15 protein-coding genes are annotated in these 17,122 nt (G+C 39.8%); 8 read left to right on the plus strand and 7 right to left on the minus strand.

Annotated features, from left to right (window positions below):
* Positions 1–417: 417 nt before the first annotated feature.
* Positions 418–1,704, plus strand: coding sequence for a citrate synthase (locus ACOB80_RS13760; RefSeq protein WP_473166424.1), 1,287 nt, complete (start codon positions 418–420; stop codon positions 1,702–1,704).
* A 432-nt stretch (positions 1,705–2,136) separates the two neighbouring features.
* On the opposite strand, the gene ACOB80_RS13765 is transcribed toward ACOB80_RS13760, so the two are convergent.
* Positions 2,137–3,141, minus strand: coding sequence for a GlxA family transcriptional regulator (locus ACOB80_RS13765; RefSeq protein ID WP_473166425.1), 1,005 nt, complete (start codon positions 3,139–3,141; stop codon positions 2,137–2,139).
* A 155-nt stretch (positions 3,142–3,296) separates the two neighbouring features.
* On the opposite strand from ACOB80_RS13765, the gene ACOB80_RS13770 reads away from it, so the two are divergent.
* Positions 3,297–3,563 (plus strand): hypothetical protein, encoded by a 267-nt coding sequence (locus tag ACOB80_RS13770; RefSeq protein WP_473166426.1) that lies wholly within the window; start codon positions 3,297–3,299, stop codon positions 3,561–3,563.
* Between the two features lie 114 nt (positions 3,564–3,677).
* Positions 3,678–4,466, plus strand: a complete 789-nt coding sequence (gene tcdA, locus ACOB80_RS13775) for a tRNA cyclic N6-threonylcarbamoyladenosine(37) synthase TcdA (protein WP_473166427.1) — start codon at positions 3,678–3,680, stop codon at positions 4,464–4,466.
* A 77-nt stretch (positions 4,467–4,543) separates the two neighbouring features.
* On the opposite strand, the gene ACOB80_RS13780 is transcribed toward tcdA, so the two are convergent.
* Positions 4,544–5,311 (minus strand): peptidylprolyl isomerase, encoded by a 768-nt coding sequence (locus ACOB80_RS13780; RefSeq protein WP_473166428.1) that lies wholly within the window; start codon positions 5,309–5,311, stop codon positions 4,544–4,546.
* A 103-nt stretch (positions 5,312–5,414) separates the two neighbouring features.
* Entirely contained in the window at positions 5,415–7,073 is a 1,659-nt protein-coding gene (locus ACOB80_RS13785) for a SufS family cysteine desulfurase (RefSeq protein WP_473166429.1), read from the minus strand.
* A gap of 161 nt (positions 7,074–7,234) precedes the next feature.
* Here ACOB80_RS13785 and ACOB80_RS13790 point away from each other — a divergent pair, with 161 nt between their 5' ends.
* Positions 7,235–7,417, plus strand: coding sequence for a hypothetical protein (locus tag ACOB80_RS13790; protein ID WP_473166430.1), 183 nt, complete (start codon positions 7,235–7,237; stop codon positions 7,415–7,417).
* Positions 7,418–7,462: 45 nt separating this feature from the next.
* Here the strand turns inward: ACOB80_RS13790 and ACOB80_RS13795 are convergent, their stop codons facing one another.
* From ACOB80_RS13795 to ACOB80_RS13810, 4 genes are all read right to left on the minus strand, one after another.
* Positions 7,463–8,830, minus strand: coding sequence for a tetratricopeptide repeat protein (locus ACOB80_RS13795; protein ID WP_473166431.1), 1,368 nt, complete (start codon positions 8,828–8,830; stop codon positions 7,463–7,465).
* A complete protein-coding gene (gene nlpI, locus ACOB80_RS13800; RefSeq protein WP_473166432.1) occupies positions 8,830–9,726 on the minus strand; it encodes a lipoprotein NlpI in 897 nt (298 codons plus the stop codon). The genes ACOB80_RS13795 and nlpI overlap by 1 nt, the downstream gene beginning before the upstream one ends.
* Before the next feature lie 127 nt (positions 9,727–9,853).
* Positions 9,854–11,983: a polyribonucleotide nucleotidyltransferase gene (gene pnp / locus ACOB80_RS13805; protein WP_473166433.1), complete on the minus strand. Its 2,130-nt coding sequence runs from the start codon at positions 11,981–11,983 to the stop codon at positions 9,854–9,856.
* A gap of 270 nt (positions 11,984–12,253) precedes the next feature.
* Positions 12,254–13,903: an electron transfer flavoprotein-ubiquinone oxidoreductase gene (locus ACOB80_RS13810; protein ID WP_473166434.1), complete on the minus strand. Its 1,650-nt coding sequence runs from the start codon at positions 13,901–13,903 to the stop codon at positions 12,254–12,256.
* A 238-nt stretch (positions 13,904–14,141) separates the two neighbouring features.
* Between ACOB80_RS13810 and ACOB80_RS13815 the strand changes: the two genes are divergently transcribed.
* From ACOB80_RS13815 to ACOB80_RS13830, 4 genes are all read left to right on the plus strand, one after another.
* Positions 14,142–14,894, plus strand: a complete 753-nt coding sequence (locus tag ACOB80_RS13815) for an electron transfer flavoprotein subunit beta/FixA family protein (RefSeq protein WP_473166435.1) — start codon at positions 14,142–14,144, stop codon at positions 14,892–14,894.
* The gene (locus ACOB80_RS13820; RefSeq protein ID WP_473166436.1) at positions 14,891–15,817 is read left to right on the plus strand and encodes an electron transfer flavoprotein subunit alpha/FixB family protein; all 927 of its coding nucleotides are present in this window, start codon (positions 14,891–14,893) and stop codon (positions 15,815–15,817) included. Before ACOB80_RS13815 ends, ACOB80_RS13820 begins: the two co-directional genes overlap by 4 nt.
* A 116-nt stretch (positions 15,818–15,933) precedes the next feature.
* Positions 15,934–16,263: an SUI1 family translation initiation factor gene (locus tag ACOB80_RS13825; RefSeq protein WP_473166437.1), complete on the plus strand. Its 330-nt coding sequence runs from the start codon at positions 15,934–15,936 to the stop codon at positions 16,261–16,263.
* A 15-nt stretch (positions 16,264–16,278) separates the two neighbouring features.
* A complete protein-coding gene (locus ACOB80_RS13830) occupies positions 16,279–17,076 on the plus strand; it encodes a response regulator (RefSeq protein ID WP_473166438.1) in 798 nt (265 codons plus the stop codon).
* The last annotated feature ends 46 nt before the right edge of the window (positions 17,077–17,122 follow it).

Consider the following 17,122-nt stretch of genomic DNA (forward strand, 5'->3'; position numbering starts at 1 on the left):
TTGCCTAAGAGCTCTTAAGAGCCTTCAACTTTCTTTTTTTTGCTACTTAATTATTTGTTCAATTTCTTGTTGTCGAATAATTAAGCAACCCCCCAAGGATCTTAGTCAAAAATTGTCAAACTTTCACAAGTTTATGATATCAAGACTTAGATCACCGTGATTATATAGTCCTACAAATTTAATTACAATTTTCTTAATTCAGATTTTTTCCTTGATTTTAAAGGGTTGCGGCTATTTTTTAACCGATAATGTCGTTTGTTAAAACTTTAGTCTAATCTTATGACATTAAGTTTGACTTTTGGGGGGTGTTTTGCAGTAGAATACTGCGCAGTTTTATATTCATAAAAACTGATTAACTTTTCATTAGTCTATAATTGATGTTAATCAGAATGAGAATTTAATAGGGGATAGAACATTATGGCTGAATCTAAAGCCACACTCAGTATCGACGGTAAAGAAATCGCTGAATTACCGGTATTAGAAGGTACCGCAGGTAATCCTGTAATCGACATTCGTACTTTAGGTGGCGCAGGCTACTTCACTTATGACCCAGGCTTTTTAGCAACAGCTTCTTGTGAGTCTGCGATTACCTATATCGACGGCGGTAAAGGCATTCTTCAGCACCGTGGTTATGCAATCGACGCATTAGCTAAAGATGCTGACTACTTAGAAGTTTGTTATATCCTTCTAAACGGCGAGTTGCCTAGCAAAGAACAATATCAAGAATTCAAAGATATCATCACTAACCACACTATGGTGCACGAGAAATTAGCGCACTTTTTCCAAGGTTTCTTACCTGACGCTCACCCAATGGCTATGGTGTGTGCGGTAGTTGGTGCATTATCTTCTTTCTACCACAGCGACTTAGACATCCACGAAGCAGACCAGCGTATGCGCAGCGCACACCGCTTAATTGCTAAGATGCCTACCATTGCTGCCATGGCTTATAAGTACAGCATTGGTCAACCTTTCGTTTACCCACGTAACGACCTAACTTACGCTGAAAACTTCTTGCATATGATGTTCTCTGTTCCGGCAGAAGAATACAAAGTAAGCCCTACGCTTGCTCGCGCGATGGACAGAATTTTCACATTACATGCTGATCACGAGCAAAATGCTTCAACATCAACGGTTCGTTTAGCGGGTTCATCTGGTGCTAACCCATACGCATGTATCGCTGCTGGTGTTGCGTCTTTATGGGGTCCTGCGCACGGTGGTGCAAACGAAGCCTGTTTAAATATGCTTGAAGAAATTGGTGACGTTAGCCGTGTTGACGAGTTTGTTGCCAAAGCAAAAGATAAGAGCGATCCTTTCCGTTTAATGGGCTTTGGTCACCGCGTTTACAAAAACTTCGACCCTCGTGCGACAGTAATGCGTGAAACATGCCATGAAGTTTTAACTGAACTAGGTATTAAAGATCCACTTCTTGACGTAGCAATGGCGTTAGAAAAAGTGGCATTAGAAGACCCTTACTTCATCGAGAAGAAGTTATACCCTAACGTAGATTTCTACTCAGGTATCATCTTAAAAGCTATCGGTATTCCTACAAACATGTTTACCGTTATCTTCGCTATGTCACGTACAGTTGGCTGGATTTCTCACTGGGATGAAATGCTTGGTCAACCAGGTCAGAAGATTGGTCGCCCTCGTCAAAACTACGTTGGTGAAATCGACCGTGAATTCAAGCCAGTGTCTGATAGATAACAAGCGCTTAAATTAGCAATTGAAAAAGGAGCTTATGCTCCTTTTTTTGTGGGTTAAATTTGTCGTTTAGCGCTTCTATGCGCCCTATTTCCTTTCCGAATTTACCAGCATTACTGATACAGGTGAGCCCTTAAAAATAGCATTAGCATCTTGCTAAGGGGTTATTCTATTAAACAGGAGAGTTTTGCTTAATCGATCATTTCGCTTTAGACACTATCTTTCAGCCCTTAACAATAAAAACTGTTGTTTGCTTCAGCCAATTTAATAAGTAAACAGCGACAGATTTTATGTTGAACATTCAGTGAATAAATATAACACTTCGTTAAAAGCCCATATCATTGTAAAATAATTGTTAAATACCCTATTCTACATGGCTAAATCAAACAGGCATTTGAAATAATTACTCAAATATTTATTCAGTTTTATTCACTTTTAACTAACGCTTTGTAAGGCAAATTTTTGCCTATAATCCTTGGGGGTAAGACCAGTAAATCGCTTAAAAAGTTGTCTAAAACTGCTGATATCTTCGTAACCAACTGACCAAATAATATTATTTATCGGCTCAGTGGTTTTTTCTAGCTTCCTTTTTGCTTGTTCTACGCGAATTCGTTGCAGGTAATTTAGCGGGTTTTCACTGGTTGCTTGTTTAAATCGACGTTTAAATGTTCGAGATCCTAGACCTACTTTTTCCGCTAAACTATCCATCGATATGTCACGTTTATAATGGCTTTCAATGAATTCCTGTGCTTGAAGTATAGCTTGATCATTATGGTCTTTTTGCTGATAAAAGCTGACATAAGGTGATTGTTTTTCTCTTATTGGATCAAAGACAATCAGTTTGGCGCATTCGGCGCTTATATCGGCTCCGATAAAGCGATTTATCATAAATAATGCCATATCGACATAAGACAAAGCCCCTCCTGAGCAGACAATATCACCGTGATCGACAATCAGTTGTTCATTATCTAACTTAACAAAAGGGAATACCTTTCTAAACAAATCGAAATTACGCCAATGAGTTGTTGCCGTTTTTCCGTTAAGTAATCCAGTAGCAGCGACTAAAAAAGCACCGGTACAATAGCTTGCTAAGGTGGTTCCTCGACTATGGCACCCTTTAAGCCAATCGATCACCTTGTCTTGTTGGTCGACAAGCACATTGTTTTCACAGCATTCAACCACTATTTCTGCACTTGAACATACAATAATAAGCTCAGGAGTATCAATCTCATTAATGCCAATTGTGGGTTTTATTTCCACACCGTTATAAGCGGTAACGGGTTTGTCATCAATAGTAACAATATGGCTGTTGATCATATGTTTACTTTCGCTACCATAACGGCGCTCTACGCAAAAGTTAGCGGCAAAAAATATATCTATTAGTCCATAGATACCTGAAAGCATACAATTATTACTTGCTAGCACTAGAATATTAGTCATTTTCCACCTTCTCTACTGTTCAACCACTTGTCACTTTTGCCATTCATTATGGCAAATACGACACTTATCATCCAGTAAAATTCTGATTAAAGTTTACTCGTTATCTGAATTTATTAATTACTGCTTAACTTTACCTAACGTTGAAAGGATTGATCATGAACACGCTGTTACTCATTAGCCAAGTTGCTCTTCGTTTATTGTTTTTGAGCTTTATCGCACTCGTTGCCGCAACCCCATTTATCTACCCAATGACAATAGCTACCGCTTTTGTTTTTCTTCCTCTGTTAATTACACTCTTAACAGCGCTGTTCATTTACTTAGAGCACATCTATTTTCAGTTCAAACGTAAAGTTAAAATCCAACAAAAACGCTATGGTAAGGAACTTAAATGGCATTTCCCTATTAAGGGGATTTGTTGCTAGTCTCCCTAGGCAAGGACGCCGACATTTTTAATGATAATTTCGAATCAACGAGAGTTTTGCCTTGCGATAATTGGCACTATATAATGCGCGTCAAATTTTTTCTCTGGAAAACATATGTCGGATTACGACTTGCGCTTTGGCGGTATCGCTCGTCTTTACGGAAAAAGCGCTCTACAAGCGTTTAAAAATGCACATATTTGCATCATTGGTATTGGTGGCGTTGGTTCATGGGTCGCAGAATCTTTAGCTCGCAGTGGTATAGGTAAGTTAACACTGATCGATTTAGACGATATTTGTACGACAAACACTAACCGCCAAATTCACGCAATGACAACGACTATTGGTGAAAGCAAAATTGATGTAATGGCAGAGCGCGTTCGTGGCATTAACCCCGAGTGTGAACTTAGCTTAATTGAAGACTTTGTAACACTAGAAAATGTCAGAGAATTAATTACTAAAGAATTTGACTATGTCATCGATGCCATTGATTCGGTTCAAGTTAAATCAGCCATTATTGCCCATTGTAAAAGAAACAAAATTCCTATGGTGACTATCGGCGGTGCCGGTGGTCAAATAGATCCTACCCAAGTGGCTATGTCTGATTTAAGCCAAACGTATCAAGACCCATTATTGGCTAAAGTAAGAAACCAATTGCGAAGAGAATATAATTTTAGTCGAAACACCAAACGAAAATTTTCAGTAGACGCTGTATTTTCCACCGAGCAATTACGATACCCAGATGCCGATGGTGAAGTGTGCTTAGCAAAAAATTCAACACAAGGAAGTACTCGACTCGATTGTAACGCTGGCTTTGGTGCAGCAACACATGTTACAGCTACTTTTGGCTTTTTTGCCGTGTCAAAAGCGTTAATGAAAATCGCCAAGAAAACGAATAAAAAATAAGGTACACAGATATTTTATATTAAAAAAGGGCAAACTCAGTAGTTTGCCCTTTTTCGTAATAATGACTTTAGTCTTTGCTACTTTTTAAATCGTCGAGAAAAAGCACCTAGAAACGCAAGAGGCAGTAACCACCAAGAACTGCCGCCCCCAGAACCGGAACCACCGTTATCTGAGTTATTCGATTTAGTGCTCGGCACTTTAGTTAAATGACTGTCGGTAACAACAGCGTTATCAATAACTTCAATATAGTAAACAACAACAAAGTTTTCATAACCCGGTGTGTCTGCATTTGAACATTGCTCACCTGTGTAGTCGACCATAGGAGTGCGTCCATACGGAGTTACACAACCCGTTAACGATTCGATCTTTTCAAGAATAGGCATATCTTCAGGGTTTACTTGGCCAAACACAGTGAATCCGTCGTTTTGATTATCTAAATTAGCGCTATTATTTTTAAGATTAAAAAACCATTGGCTCGTCGCACTGTTAGGATTGTTATCTAATTTCGCCATCGCAATAGTACCCGTAACATTTGACCATACCGGCTCATTAATTACAGGATCGTCAGTTTCAATAGCTTTGTGAGCAAAACCACTCGAATAGCTATACCCACCGCCTTGAATAACGAAATTCGTCTCTGCACGATGTATTATCGAATCTTCGTAGGCACCACTTTCAACGTAACTAAGAAAGTTTTTAACGGTTTCAGGGGTAGATTGGTCATGTAAGTTGACTCTGACATCCCCTTGTGAGGTAACAAAAACCACTTCTGTTGCTTGGCTTTGACTCGATATTAAGGTGCTAGCAACTAAGGCACCTGCGAAAGTTTTTAAGAAAAAATTCATCGTATACTACTTTATTACAAAAATTTTTGACGAGAAATAGTAATTGAATTGTAATTAAATAACCAGCACAAGTTATTGTACATAAGTATAACAATTTAAAGGGCTACTTACTCAAAGACAAGGCTATGTGCTTAATGTGTTCTACAATCGCTTTTACACCATTACCTCTTGAAGGGCTTAAATGGTGCATTAATCCCATTTTGTCCAAATACTCGGTAATATCAAATGCATCAACTTGCTCAGGTGTCATATCATTATATGCGGTAAATATAATCGACATTAAGCCGCGAACAACTTTTGCATTGCTGTCACCTTGAAAGGTCATTTTATTACTTTCGTTTCTTTGCACCACTAACCATGCATCACTTTCACAGCCAACAATTTGATTGCCTGTATTCTTTAGAGAATCGTCTAATCGCTGAAAAGCTTTACCTAGCAACATAATTTCTCGATGTTTTGTATCCCAACCTTTCAATTTGGAGAACTTAGCTAAAAGTTGCTCTCTAGGATGTTCAACGGCTTCACTTTCAATAGATTGAGAAACTTCTTCATCACTTAGCTGCACCTTACTTAATAGTGATACTATTTTTTCCATATCCTCGACTGTATTGTACGGTGCTAAAGAAACCCTAACGCAGCCTTGTAAATTTTTACTCTCCATCAATGGCATAGCACAATGGTGCCCTACTCTTACAGCGACATTGTGCGCATCAAGATAGCTACCAATATCATGGCTATGCTGACCATCAATTGTAAATGAGAAGATGCCAACGTCTGGGGCACCTTGATAAATAAAATTGAGATTTTCGACTTGTGCTAGCGCAGAGTAACAGTTGAGTAAATCAGGGTTCGTGTCAATTCCCTGATGAAGTAAATGATTATCTTGAATAAACTTAGTAGCGGCAGCTAGTCCAATAACACCTGCGATGTTCGGCGTACCCGCTTCAAATTTAAAGGGTGGTTTATTAAAAGTGGTGCCAGTAAAGCTCACTTTTTCAATCATCTCCCCGCCCGCCTGATAAGGCGTCATGTTATCTAATAAATGGTACTTACCATAAAGCACTCCTATGCCGGTTGGGCCATACATTTTATGCCCTGAAAACACCAGAAAATCACAATCAATATCACGGACATCGATAGGAACATGCGCGATTGACTGTGCCGCATCTATTAACACAACCGCATTGTACTTTTTTGCTAACGACGTTATCGCAGTTATATCATTTACTTTGCCAATAACATTCGAGATATGATGGACAGCAACTAGCTTAGTACGTGATGAAAGTAGAGATTTAAAATGAGCAATATCGATCCGCCCATCAGAGTCTAAGTTAACCACTTTAATGTTGGCGCCAACAGATTGTGCAAGCAATTGCCAAGGCACAATGTTCGCGTGGTGCTCTGCATAAGAAACAATTATCTCATCGCCTGCATTAACATTTTCTCGCCCCCAAGAATTGGCAACTAAATTAATGCTTTCAGTCGTTCCTTTTGTCCAGACAATTTCTTCGTCACGATTAGCATTTATGAACTGAGAAACTAACGAACGAGCCATCTCGAATTGTTCAGTAGCTTTTGCAGACAATTGATGTCCCGCTCGATGAACATTGGCGTTCATCTGCTGGTAATAATGCTCTATTGCTTGAATAACTTTATTAGGCTTTTGTGTAGTTGCTGCATTGTCGGCATAAACATATTGATGACCTTCTATAGAACTAAACAGCGGAAAAGAATGTTTAAAATCATCAGATTTAAAATACATATTGTCTACTCAAAAAACTTGGCCTTTAAAAAATTCTTCACAATTATACGCTATCCTTAGTCCGTTTTTGGATAAAATTTAATTCTTAACTACTATTTCTTCTTAGGTATTTTGTCCAATATTTACTATAACTTTAACAGGACTTCATAGCGGTACTAGACATGGCTTTATTTTCTTGGTTTCAATCTAATAACTCTTCTCGTCCAGTCAAAACTAACTCGTTACCTAACATGCTGCCTTTGCAAAACGACAACACAACATGGCCCGTATTTAAACTAGCGGGAAACCAAAAACAACATAATAGCAACGCCAAAACACATAACGCGAAAAAGGTGTTAAGTTAAGTTTAGGTGTTAGTTTAATCCGTTAAGTGTTGATGATTAAACAAGCTATTTGAATGTTGATTGAAAAGGTACCATTGAAAACTGGTACCTTTTTTCTTTCAACAATTGCCAATAAAGCTCGGGGACTGGGTATTCAAAAAACTGTAACTTGTTCGCTTTATGTAGTGGTTTAAACCCATTGACTTGAATGATTTCGCTACGTTTACCTAAGCAAGTTTCACTAAGAAAAAGACCCACTTTATCGAGATGTGATTTTGGTGTCCCTAATTTCCAGCCCCGTTTAGTTTGAGAAAATATAGGTGTTGAAGCAGCAATATGACTTGCCCAAGGTATTTGTTTTAAAATGCTTGCTCGGTCAGGCTTCTCCGTATAAAAACTTTCTTTAAACGTTGCAATATTAAGTGAAAATGGTCGCTGTTGTGGCGCTAGACATTTTGAATGTGCTTTAGGTAGAGGGTATTCATCGATAAACCCCGCCAAGTGTAGTAATTCATGCATGAACACTCTTTCATCATCTAAGCTATCTAAAAATAAAACACCGTTATCTACTACCGCCCCGCCTTCTGGCACCATTACTAACATGTATCGCGCTTTGCTAGATTTTAGCTTTTGTGACCACTGATTTCGCTGACATTCAATTCGCCTTGAAACTTCATGGTGGCAAAATAGTTTAGTTAAGGGTTCATAAGCGACGGGAGCAAAACAAAAGTGCTCAGCCGCTCGGCTCGATTCTATTTGTGAAATAAGGCGCGAAAGCTTGTTCAGATCCTGCCAGCGAGTCGCTATTGGTTGAATAGAAAGTTCACATTGAGGTAACCAATTAAGGCCATTGAAAGATACATTGAAATTCTTTGCTTGTTTCAACATGGAATGTTCTGGTTCAAGTTGTTTAACTCGTTGTAAACTGGCTTTAATTGAGTCCGTGTTGCCAGAATCTATTGCTAATTTCAGTAATTCAACACTTGCAACAACGGACTGTGCTAACACAGGGCTTTGAAAAGTCTTAGATGCCATCTTCTGTCGTTGTTGACTAAGGTGCCAAAAAGCCACGGCTAGCTGCGCTTCTTGAGAAGGTATTTTAGCAAGTTGCTTATACCAGAAAGACGCCTGTTGCTCGTTTCTATTTGATTGATAATAATTAGCAAGCTCTAAAGCTAGCAGTGGCTGAGTTTTTTCTAATGCTAACGTTGAACGCAACCATTGAGGCGAACCTTGTTGTTGAGTTCTTCGCTGATACGCATGATAAGCTGCTAAGTTATTATTCTTACCGTAAGTAAGCAGTAAAGGCGAACTAACATTCTGGTTAAAGCAAAAGGAAGCGAAAGCAGGAAGTGAAAAATAGCCTGCTATCAAGAAGAATAACAGGCTATATAAACAAATGTTTTTCTTTGAATTTTTTGCGATTAACGCCATTAACTGTCTGAGCTTGCCACTTCAACTTTTGGTTGGCGTAAAAGTTCTAGTTCTAGTTTAGCGTATCTGTGTTCGACAAACTCATATACATTAGTACTTAACGCTAGTTTGTAAAAATTGGCTGCCGTACGCTTATCACCTTTCATGGCATTGAGCTTACCTAAATAAAAATAAGCTTCACAAAGTCGTTCGGCAAATTCGTCTTGAGAACGCACATTGTCAGGCATTGCACGAATAAACTCTTGCTCAGAGATGCTACCAGTGTACAAACGAATGATCTGTTTTCCCCATACGCTGTTAGATACATTACTTGCCCTGCTTGCTAGTTCTTTTCTTGCTTTTTCTGGCGATGTATCTGCTTCCGCAATAAAAAGCCACAACAATCGGTATGGATCATCTGGTCGTTGTTCATGAAACAATTTTAAATCGTCAACCGCTAATTGCGAGCGACTACCATAATAAAGCGCGATACCTCGGTTTAAATAGGCATATTCATGATCTGGCTGTAGCTCTAAAGCAGAATCAAACATGTCATACGCTTCTTTAAAGTCTTGCAAAGCGGTGTAATGAATACCAAGAAAGTTATAGGCTTCAACTAAATCAGGCTTCAGTCTTAACGCACGCTTAAAATCAAACAAGGCTAATGAGCGTAAACCAACGCTATCGTATATAACACCGCGATCATAAAAGAATTGCGCACGCTGCTCTTCTGTAACTTCTGCTCGTTGAATAACGTCTGTCAGCCGAGCAATAGCCACTTCGCTCTTGTAGTTTATTTGCTTAGGCTCAGCAATAACCAGTTGATCTATTGTAGAAGATGTATGCGGTTTAGTGGAACTACAGCCTTGGGTAAGTAACAGGCTAACTAATACTAATCGGAAAAAAGGTACTTTCACTAGCGTCTCATGTAAATAGAAATAACTTCTTGATTATACCTAAGCAGCGACACATTGCGAGCGCTGACACATTTAAAAACAAAAAAGGAGCCTACAGGCTCCTTTTTCATGATTTAACTAGACTTTATTAGTCTTGTGCAGGTGCTTCTTCAGCATTTTCTTGAGGCTTTTCAATGCACTCTTTCATGCTTAAGCGTACGCGACCTTGACGGTCAACTTCTAACACTTTAACTGTTACTTCTTGGCCTTCAGAAAGTACGTCAGTTACTGCATTTACACGCTCATGGGCAATTTGTGAAATGTGAACTAAACCGTCTTTACCAGGAAGAACGTTAACGAATGCACCAAAGTCTACGATGCGTACAACTTTACCTTCGTACACTTTACCTACTTCGATTTCAGCAGTTAATGCTTCGATGCGAGCAATAGCGTCTTTTGCTTGGTTGCCGTCAGTAGCAGCGATTTTAACTGTACCGTCATCTTCGATTTCGATAGTTGTACCTGTCTCTTCAGTAAGTTGGCGAATAGTCGCCCCACCTTTACCGATAACTTCACGAATTTTATCAGCAGCAATTTTCATTGTGTGAATACGTGGAGCGAACTCAGAGATATCTTCACGTGCTGAGTTAATTGCTTGGTCCATTACAGAAAGGATATGCGTACGCGCACCTTTCGCTTGGTTCAATGCAATTTGCATGATTTCTTGTGTGATACCTTCAATTTTGATATCCATTTGAAGTGCAGTGATACCTTCAGTAGTACCCGCTACTTTAAAGTCCATGTCACCTAAGTGATCTTCATCACCTAGGATGTCAGAAAGAACAACAAAGTCGTCGCCTTCTTTAACAAGACCCATAGCAATACCTGCTACAGAAGACTTAATTGGCACACCTGCGTCCATAAGAGCAAGAGAAGTACCACAAACAGAAGCCATTGAAGAAGAACCGTTAGATTCTGTGATTTCTGATACTACACGTACTGCATATGGGAATTCTTCAGGAGTTGGCATAACAGCTAAGATACCACGCTTAGCTAAACGACCATGACCAATTTCACGACGTTTAGGTGAACCAACCATACCTGTCTCACCTACACAGTAAGGAGGGAAGTTGTAATGCAACATGAAGTTATCAACTTTTTCGCCTAATAACGTGTCTAAACGTTGTGCGTCACGTTGAGTACCTAAAGTTGCTGTTACTAATGCTTGTGTTTCACCACGTGTAAATACCGCAGAACCGTGAGTACGAGGAAGAACGCCAGTTACTACGTCTAACGCACGAACCATCTCAGGATCACGACCATCGATACGCGGTTGACCTTGTGTAATGCGGCCACGTACAACTTTAGCTTCTAAGTCGTGGAACAACTCTTTTGCTTCGTCTTCGTTTAACTCTTCTTCACCCGCAGCTTCAGTAAGTTTTGCGATTACTTCGTTACGGATTTCAGCAACACGCTCGTAACGTTTTGCTTTTTCAGTGATTTGGTACGCTTCGTTTAGCTGCTCTTTCGCAAGTTCAGCAATGCTGCTTTCTAAATCAGCGTTTACTGCAGGAGCAACCCATTCCCAAGCAGGAGTAGCAACTTCAGCGGCAAATTCGTTGATTGCATTAACAGCCGTTTGCATTTGCTCGTGACCGTAAACAACCGCACCTAGCATCACTTCTTCAGAAAGTACTTCAGCTTCAGACTCAACCATTAATACAGCAGATTCAGTACCTGAAACAACTAAGTCTAGCTTGCTTGATTCTAGTTCTGATTGAAGTGGGTTAAGTAGGTATTTGCCGTCAGTGTAACCAACACGAGCTGCACCGATAGGACCGTTAAACGGAATACCAGAAATTGCTAATGCAGCAGACGTACCTAACATTGCAATAATGTCTGGTGCGATTTCAGGGTTAGCTGAAACAACGGTAATAACGATTTGAACTTCGTTTTTGAAACCTTCAGGGAAAAGTGGACGAATTGGACGGTCAATTAAACGTGCAATTAACGTTTCTTCTTCAGAAGGACGACCTTCACGTTTGAAGAAGCCACCTGGGATTTTACCAGCAGCGTAAGTACGCTCTTGGTAGTTAACTGTTAACGGGAAGAAGTCTTGACCTTCTTTCGCTTCTTTTTTACCAACAACACTTACTAATACAGAAGTGTCGTCCATGCTAGCCATTACAGCAGCAGTTGCTTGACGCGCAATTGCGCCAGTTTCTAAGGTCACTGTGTGTTGACCAAATTGGAAACTTTTAGTTACTGGATTGAACATTAATCATTCCTATGTGTTTTAATTTTAAAAATACTTATTATCCAATCTGTACAATTGTTTATTTACTTAGGCTCAAATGACGCCACCTACAAAGTAAACAAATAATTATACAGTTTGGATCTTTTACTTACTTAAACTTGTGCTTGCATTAACAAGACAAATAAAAGCAGGCACATTATACCCAGACAGCCAATGAATTCTAGGGTCTAACCACTAAAAGATAGTAAAAAGCCGACATAAAGTCGGCTTTTTCTTCAATTAATTGATCTACTACATGTTCGGGTAGTTTGGTCCACCTGTTCCTTCAGGCGTTACCCAGGTAATATTTTGGCTGGGATCTTTAATGTCACAAGTTTTACAGTGAATACAGTTTTGCGAATTAATCACAAACTTTTCACCTTCTTCCGACTGCTCTACTTCATACACCCCCGCTGGACAATATCGTTGCGCAGGCTCCGCCCATTTAGGCATGTTCACTTTAAGAGGAATACTCTGATCAGCCAGTTTAAGGTGACAAGGTTGCTCTTCTTCGTGATTGGTATTGGATAAAAAGACTGAAGAAAGTTTATCAAAGCTTAACTTGTTATCAGGTTTAGGGTAATTAATAACTGCACACTCAGACGCTGGCTTTAACTGCTCATGATCTAAGCTTTCATCTTTGAAATTTACAGGGAATTTACCACCAAAGAAGTTTTGGTCCATGGTATTAAATGCACCACCCCAGAACGTACCTAACTTATGCATTGCAGGGCCAAAGTTGCGCGTGTTATATAACTCTTCGTATAACCAAGAATTTTTAAACGCTTCTTCGTATGCTGTTAAGTCTTTACCACCTTCATCGCCAGATGAAATTGCATCGAAAATAGTTTCAGCCGCTAACATACCTGACTTCATCGCCGTGTGATTGCCTTTGATCTTGGCAAAGTTAATAGTACCTGCATCACAACCAATTAATAAACCACCAGGCATAGTCATTTTCGGTAATGAATTAAAACCACCTTTTGCTAATGCTCTTGCGCCGTATGAAACACGCTTGCCGCCCTCGAGGTATTGAGCAATTTTTGGGTGATGCTTATAACGCTGAAATTCGTCAAAAGGGCTTAAATGCGGATTCTCATAATTTAAGTCGATGATCATACCAACAAACACTTGGTTATTTTCGGCATGATATAAATAACCACCACCACCGGTTTTCTTATCTAATGGCCAACCTGCGGAATGAACCACTAAACCTTCTTGGTGTTTCTCTGGGTCGATATCCCAAATTTCCTTAAAACCAATTCCGTAATGTTGTGGTGATTTTCCTGAATCTAATTGATATTTAGCGATAAGTTCTTTGCCCAAATGCCCACGACAACCTTCAGCAAAAATAGTGTATTTTGCTTTTAGCTCCATGCCCGGCATAAAAGAATCTTTCGGTTCACCATTTACATCTAAGCCCATGTCACCAGTGATAACACCACCAACACTGCCATCGTCATTGTATAAAATGTCTTGTGCTGGGAAACCTGGAAAAACTTCTACACCTAAACTTTCAGCTTGTTCAGCTAACCAACGGCACATATTACCCATACTAGCAATATAGTTGCCTTCGTTATGCATAGTCTTAGGTACACTAAAGCCAGGTAATTTAATTGCACTATCTTCACCGTTAAAAAGGTATATATCGTCGCCTGTAACTTCAGTTGTTAATGGCGCACCTTTCTCTTTCCAATCGGGAAACAATTCATTTAACGCTCGCGGCTCAAACACCGCACCTGAAAGAATATGAGCCCCTACTTCAGATCCTTTCTCAACAACACAAACCATTAATTCTTGATCTTTCTCTTGTGCCAGTTGCATCAATCGACACGCAGTTGACAAACCAGCAGGCCCGGCACCCACTATAACTACGTCAAACTCCATTGATTCGCGTTCCATAATTTCCCCCCAAATTATTACTTTAGTATGTTTCAAACACTCGTTTGATTTTCAAACACCTGTTTGATACCATCATACCTATAGAATTTTCGTCAGTAAATACTATGCTTTAAAAGCTAGCAATTTAGTGGCAGTAAAATCTAGCATTCGTTAAGCGAATAGATTAACGTTAACGTAAATGCGTCACTAATCTATAAGATTAGTCATAAAATGATAACAAGCACAATTAGAGGCAACGATGAAAGTATTAGTACCCATCAAACGCGTCATCGATTACAACGTAAAAGTACGTGTAAAAGCTGACAACTCGGACGTTGATTTGGCTAACGTGAAAATGGCCATCAATCCTTTTTGTGAAATAGCAGTTGAAGAAGCAGTTCGCTTAAAAGAAGCAGGTACTGCAACTGAAGTTATTGCTGTTTCAATCGGTGATAAATCTTGCCAAGAGCAACTACGTACAGCCCTAGCATTAGGTGCTGACCGCGCTATTCAAGTTGAAACAAGCGAGCAATTAGATTCTCTCCATATCGCTAAAGTTTTACAGAAAGTTGTAGAAGAAGAACAACCTCAACTTATTATTTTAGGTAAACAGTCGATCGACAGTGATAACAACCAGACTGGTCAAATGCTTGGTGCACTGACTGGCCTTCCGCAAGGTACTTTCGCGTCAAATGTTGCAATCGAAGGCGAAAAAGTGAATGTAACGCGTGAAGTAGATGGTGGTTTACAAACAGTAGCGCTTTCTCTTCCAGCGATTGTTACGACAGACTTACGTTTGAACGAACCTCGTTACGCATCTTTACCTAATATTATGAAAGCTAAGCGCAAGCCACTTGATGTTAAAGACATCGGTGAGTTTGGTTTAGACCTTGCGCCTCGCACTAAGCTATTAAAAGTTACGCCTCCTTCAGAGCGTCAAGCTGGTATCGTTGTAGAAACGGTAGATGAATTAGTAGAAAAACTAAAAAATGAAGCTAAGGTGATCTCATGAGCATTCTAGTATACGCAGAACACGACAACCAAGAATTAAAAGCAGACACGCTGAAAACTGTTGCTGCTGCACAAGCAATTGGCGGTGATATTCATGTATTAGTTGCTGGTAGCGACTGTCAAGCAGTAGCTGAACAAGCAAGTAAAGTGAATGGCGTTAGTAAAGTACTTGTTGCAGACAATGCAGCATACGCACACCAACTCGCTGAAAATGTTAGCTTACTTGTGACTGAATTAGCTGGTGATTACCAACACGTTCTAGCAACGGCCCTTACAACAGGCAAAAACTTCATGCCTCGCGTTGCGGCATTATTAGATGTTGCGCAAATCTCTGATATTATCGGTGTTGAATCAGCAGATACTTTTGTTCGTCCAATTTACGCAGGTAACGCTATCGCTACCGTACAAAGCTTAGATGATAAGAAAGTTATCACTGTGCGTGCAACAGCTTTTGACGCAGTAGCAACTGACGGCCAAGCAGAAGTTGTAGCTTTAGGCAGCGCTACTGACGCTGGCACATCAAGCCACGTATCAGACGAGTTAACTGAATCAGAACGCCCTGACTTAGGTGCAGCAGGCGTTGTAATTTCAGGCGGCCGTGGTATGCAAAATGGCGAGAACTTCAAACTGCTTGAAGGTATCGCAGACAAACTAGGTGCAGCTATTGGTGCATCTCGTGCAGCTGTTGATGCGGGCTTTGTTCCGAACGACATGCAAGTTGGTCAAACGGGTAAAATTGTTGCTCCTGACTTATACATAGCGGTTGGTATCTCTGGTGCGATTCAGCATCTAGCAGGTATGAAGGATTCAAAAATCATTGTTGCTATTAACAAAGATGCCGAAGCGCCAATTTTCCAAGTGGCAGACTACGGCATTGTTGCAGACCTTTTCGATGTTCTGCCTGAGTTAGAAAGCAAGCTTTAATTGGTCAACCAGTTTTAAATAAACGGTGTAAAAAGCCAGCCTGATCCTAAAGGCTGGTTTTTTTTATGCGCTAAATTCTCTATAATCCCCCTACCTAACATTGAGAGTTTTCAACTATGTCCTGGCAAGATCAATTGTCTCAACTCGTCTACACTACAGATAAAGGTAGAATAAAAGAAGACACCAAACCGACAGTCACACCAGGTGACGGCACCGCAAGAGTGCGCCGAGAAACCAAAGGTCGTAAAGGCAAAGGTGTAATGGTAATCAGTGGATTAGGGCTTGAACCTGCTGAGCTGAAAAAGCTAGCAAGTAAGCTAAAAAAAGCCTGTGGCACTGGTGGTAGTGTTGTTGACGAAACGATAGAAATTCAAGGCGACAACAAAGAAAAAGTGAAAACGGAACTAGAAAAATCTGGCTTTAAAGTAAAATTTACTGGCGGATAAATTAGCAGGATTGATATGAGTAGTATAGAACCAAGTGAATTATCAATTTTATTGATAGAGCCTTCAGACATGCAAAGTAAGGTAATAATCAATCAACTTAAACAGCATGATATCAATAAAATTACTTTAGCAAACTGTTATGACGACGCATTAGCGCACATTAACAAACACCACTTCGATTTAATCGCTAGTGCTATGTATTTCGAGCAAGGCACAGCAATTGAATTATTAAAAGCGAGTAAAGAATCTAAGCACAATCACGATACATCTTTTATGCTAGTATCGAGTGAGTGTAAGCGCGAACACTTAGAAGAGTACAAGCAATCTGGTGTTGTCGCTATTTTGCCAAAACCATTTACGCCCGAGCATTTACACGCTGCAATTAACAACACGATAGATTTAATTTCTGGCGATGAAATGGACTTAGAGTTTTTCGATGTTCATGAGATTCGCGTGTTATTGGTAGATGACAGCCGATTAGCCCGAAACCACATTCGCCGAGTATTAAACAACTTAGGCTTATTAAAGGTTACCGAAGCAGAAGATGGCAGCGAAGCAATCGCGCTGTTAGATGAAAACATGTACGACTTAATTGTTACCGACTTCAACATGCCAGAAGTAGACGGTAGAGAGTTAACTAAATACGTACGAGAACAAAGCCAACAATCACACATTCCGATTTTAATGGTAACCAGTGAAAGCAAAGACACGCACTTAGCTAACATAGAACAAGATGGCGTAAATGCATTGTGTGACAAGCCATTTGAACCAGACTTTGTTAAGCAGTTACTATATAAAGTACTCGATCACTAATTAACAAAATCTAAATGTATGCTGTCAGGTTTTAATAAAAAACCTG

This window comes from Thalassotalea coralli (assembly GCF_055786205.1).

Excerpts from the sequence above, each read along its gene's own strand:
- ACOB80_RS13770 (WP_473166426.1), top strand. The coding sequence starts at position 3,297 with ATGAACACGCTGTTACTCATTAGCCAAGTTGCTCTTCGTTTATTGTTT.
- ACOB80_RS13790 (WP_473166430.1), top strand. The coding sequence starts at position 7,235 with ATGGCTTTATTTTCTTGGTTTCAATCTAATAACTCTTCTCGTCCAGTC.
- ACOB80_RS13785 (WP_473166429.1), bottom strand. The coding sequence starts at position 7,073 with ATGTATTTTAAATCTGATGATTTTAAACATTCTTTTCCGCTGTTTAGT.
- ACOB80_RS13765 (WP_473166425.1), bottom strand. The coding sequence starts at position 3,141 with ATGACTAATATTCTAGTGCTAGCAAGTAATAATTGTATGCTTTCAGGT.
- tcdA (WP_473166427.1), top strand. The coding sequence starts at position 3,678 with ATGTCGGATTACGACTTGCGCTTTGGCGGTATCGCTCGTCTTTACGGA.
- ACOB80_RS13825 (WP_473166437.1), top strand. The coding sequence starts at position 15,934 with ATGTCCTGGCAAGATCAATTGTCTCAACTCGTCTACACTACAGATAAA.
- ACOB80_RS13810 (WP_473166434.1), bottom strand. The coding sequence starts at position 13,903 with ATGGAACGCGAATCAATGGAGTTTGACGTAGTTATAGTGGGTGCCGGG.
- ACOB80_RS13815 (WP_473166435.1), top strand. The coding sequence starts at position 14,142 with ATGAAAGTATTAGTACCCATCAAACGCGTCATCGATTACAACGTAAAA.
- ACOB80_RS13760 (WP_473166424.1), top strand. The coding sequence starts at position 418 with ATGGCTGAATCTAAAGCCACACTCAGTATCGACGGTAAAGAAATCGCT.
- pnp (WP_473166433.1), bottom strand. The coding sequence starts at position 11,983 with ATGTTCAATCCAGTAACTAAAAGTTTCCAATTTGGTCAACACACAGTG.
- ACOB80_RS13830 (WP_473166438.1), top strand. The coding sequence starts at position 16,279 with ATGAGTAGTATAGAACCAAGTGAATTATCAATTTTATTGATAGAGCCT.
- ACOB80_RS13780 (WP_473166428.1), bottom strand. The coding sequence starts at position 5,311 with ATGAATTTTTTCTTAAAAACTTTCGCAGGTGCCTTAGTTGCTAGCACC.
- ACOB80_RS13795 (WP_473166431.1), bottom strand. The coding sequence starts at position 8,830 with ATGGCGTTAATCGCAAAAAATTCAAAGAAAAACATTTGTTTATATAGC.
- ACOB80_RS13820 (WP_473166436.1), top strand. The coding sequence starts at position 14,891 with ATGAGCATTCTAGTATACGCAGAACACGACAACCAAGAATTAAAAGCA.